The organism is Roseomonas sp. GC11 (genome assembly GCF_024437745.1).
Taxonomy (GTDB): domain Bacteria; phylum Pseudomonadota; class Alphaproteobacteria; order Acetobacterales; family Acetobacteraceae; genus Pseudoroseomonas.
Genome location: NZ_JANFNY010000166.1, coordinates 1 through 3,272 on the forward strand (window position 1 = coordinate 1; position 3,272 = coordinate 3,272).

Genomic DNA, 3,272 nt, shown 5'->3' on the forward strand with positions numbered 1-3,272 from the left:
GCCATGGCGCGCAGCCGTGCCGGGTCGGCGGCCAGGGCGCGCAGCCGCGCGGCGGCCTCGGCCACCACCGTCTCCCCGGCGGGCAGCAACAGCCCGTCCACCCCGTCGCGCAGCATCTCGGCCACGGCGCCGGTGTCGGTGGCCAGCACCACGCAGCCGAAGCGCTGCGCCTCCGGGATGGTCAGCGGCGCGCCCTCGAAGCGCGAGGGCAGCAGCACGATATCGGCCCAGGCATAGAGCGCATCCAGCCCCGCCGCGGTGGTGGCCGGCGGCTCGATGGCGATGCCGGTGCCGCTGAAATCGGGCGCCGTGGCATCCAGCACCGTCTGCCCGGCGATGCGCCAGTGCAGCGGCGCGCCGCGCGTGGCCAGGATGATCTCGCGCAGCCGGTCCGGCCCCTTCTGCGCATCCAGCCGGCCGAGGAAGAGCACCTTCAGCGGCGCCGCCGGGTCGCGCCCCTGGCGCGCCGCCAGGGCGGCGGCCATGCGCTGCGGATCGGCCGGATAGGCCGGGGCATTGGGCACCACCAGCAGCTTGGCGCGCGGCACGCCCTGCGCCGCGCACCAGTCCGCCAGCCGCCGCGAGACCAGAAGAAAGCCGTCATACCCGGCCTCATAGGCCAGGGCGGTCAGCGGGTTGCCCACCGGCTCGCCGAGCGGGCCATTGTCGTGCAGGTGCAGGCCGAGGAAGGTGCGCACCCCCTGCCGCCGCAGCTGGCCCATCAGCGGATGGGCGGCCAGGGCATGGGTGTTCACCACCACATCCATCGCCGCCAGCAGGCCGAGCGCGTCGGCCGCCGCCTGCGACTCCGCCTGTGTCTCCGCCGGGGCGGGCAGGCGGGCGGCGAAGTAGCGCTGCGCGGTGTCCGCCCGCTCCACGGCGGGCAGGGGGAAGAACTGCACCGTCTCGAAAATGCCGGAGAGGGCGGCGGGCAGGGCGGCGCTCTCCGCCCCCGTCAGGAAGAGATGCGGCGTCCAGCCCTGCCGCCGCAGCACGGCGGCCTGGTTCTGCACCACCTTCTCCACCCCGCCAAAGGCGAAGAGCGGCAGCACGAAGCCGATCTGCCGCCCCGGCTGCGGCGGCACCCAGGGCAGCACGGCGCCGCAGCCATTCAGCGCCTTGTGCAGGACAGGGGTGCGCAGGCGGCTGCCGCGCCAGTCCTGCCGCCACTCGGGCTTCAGCGGCGACTGCCCGGCGGCCAGGGCGCGCAGCGCCGCCACCTCCTCCACCAGCGCGGCATGGGGGGCGGGGCCGTGGCGCAGCTCGGCTTCCGGGATCGGCCAGGGCAGGGTGGCGCGCAGCGTCACCGCCTCCGGCGGCGTGCCGCCGGAGAGCGGCTGCGCCCAGTCCAGCCGGGGGTCGCGCGCGGCGGCCAGCAGCCGCTCGCTGCGGGCGAAGATCAGCTGCGCGCGCGCCGGGTTGGCCGGGGCGGCGGCCGGCAGGTGCAGGCCGAAGCTGGCCTCCTGCCCCGGTATTGGCGTTGGCGTTGGCGTTGGCGGTGGGGCGGCCGGGAGGCCCGGGCCGGGCACCAGCTCGACCAGGACGAAGGCCGCCTTCGGGTGCTGCGCCAGCACGCGCTGCGCCTGCCAGAAGACATTGTGCAGCAGGCGCAGCCGCGCCAGCAGGTCGATGCCGGTGCGGCTGGCGAAGGCCCAGAAGGGCGGGAAGGCGTGCGATTGCGGCTGGCGCGCCGCCAGCACGGCGCGGCGGCGCAGCGCCGCCGGCGCCTCCGGCGCGTGGCGCGGGTGGAGCGGGTCCGTCACCCGCCGCGCCATCGCCTCGCCGGCGATGGTGAGGGCGAAGCGCGGCAGCTCCTCCGCCTCCAGCCGCTGCACGCGGCGGGCGGCGAGTTCGGCCCGCGCCTCCAGCCGCATGCCGCCGAGGATGGCGCCGCGCGCCCGCTCGGCATGGGCCAGCATGCTCTCCGGCCGCTTGCGGTAGAGGAAGCCGGCCTGCGGCAGGTGCTGGCCGCGGAAGCCCAGGCGGTTGGCGCGCAGCCAGAATTCCCAGTCCTCGAAGCCCTCGCGCAGGCGCTCATCGAAGCGCAGGCCGCGCTCGAAGACGCGGCGGGCGATCAGGCTGCCGGCATCGCAGAGGTTTTCATGCAGGTGCAGGAAGGCCGAGTAGTCGCCCCCCAGCCCGTAATGCTGGGCGAGGCCGAAGCTGTCGAGATCGGGATAGACCCAGCCCGTGGCGGGCGGCGCCGCATCCAGCGCGGCGGCGGCACGGGCAAGGAAATGCGGCCGGAGGCGGTTATCGGCGTCCAGCATCAGCAGGGCGCGGCATGCGGGCCAGGCGCGCAGGGCGAAGTCGATGCCGCTGTTGCGCGCGGCGGAGAGCCCGCCATTGGCCCGGCGCAGCACGAAGATCCGCCCCGGATGGCGCTGGGCGTAGGAGAGGGCGGTCTCCGCCGTCTCCGGCATGGGGCAGCCATCATCCACCACCACGGCGGCGTGGCGCGGCGCGCCCTGCTGGGCCAGCACATCCTCCAGCGCCTCGGCCAGCAGGCCGGGCTGGCGATAGGCGGGGATGACCACGGCGATCTCGGGGCCGCCCGCCCGCGCCGCCTGCTTGTCCACGCCCACCATCCTCGTCCCTGCCGCCATGGCCACCAGATTACAATGCGTTACGGGAAGGTGCAAAACCCGGCAGGGCGCGCAGCAGGTCGCGGTAGCGGGCGAGCATGGCCGCCTCGTCCTGCCGGGCGGCGTGGGCGGCGGCGGCGGCGAGGCGGGCCGGGGTCTCGCCGCCGCCGGCGCAGGCCTCGACCAGGGCGGCGGCCATGCCGGCGATGTCCTCGGCCGGGCAGAGCGCGGCCAGGTGCCGCGCGTCCTCGCCCAGGCATTCCAGCGCCTGGGGGGTCGCCACCACGGGGCAGTGGCGGGCGGCGGCCTCCAGGAAGACCAGCGGGCAGCCCTCCAGCCGCGAGGGCAGCACCAGCGCATCGGCGGCCAGCATCAGCCGCCCCGGATCGCTCTGGTGGCCGAGCAGGCGCAGCGGCGAGCGCCCGCCGGGCAGGCTGGCGGCCAGCCGCTCCGCCAGCGGGCCGGTGCCGGCGGCGACCAGCGCGCCGCCGCCGCGGCGCAGGAAGGCCTGGGCCAGGAAGGGCAGCAGCTCCGCCCCCTTCACCGGCTCCAGCCGGCCGAGGAAGAGGACCACCGGCGCCTCCGGCGGCAGGTCGAGCTGGGTGCGCAGCGCGGCGCGCAGGGCGCGGCGGCGCGCGGCATCGGCCGGGGGCGGCAGCGGCACGCCATTCGGCACCACCTGGACGC

At 76.5% G+C, this 3,272-nt stretch carries 2 protein-coding genes; both read right to left on the reverse strand.

Annotated elements, in window-relative coordinates:
• A partial coding sequence (locus tag NON00_RS24220; RefSeq protein ID WP_256025363.1) for a glycosyltransferase occupies positions 1-2,579 on the reverse strand: 2,579 nt, incomplete at its 3' end.
• A gap of 37 nt (positions 2,580-2,616) precedes the next feature.
• Positions 2,617-3,272, reverse strand: a 656-nt coding sequence (locus NON00_RS24225) for a glycosyltransferase (protein ID WP_256025365.1), incomplete at its 5' end; no start/stop codon positions are given.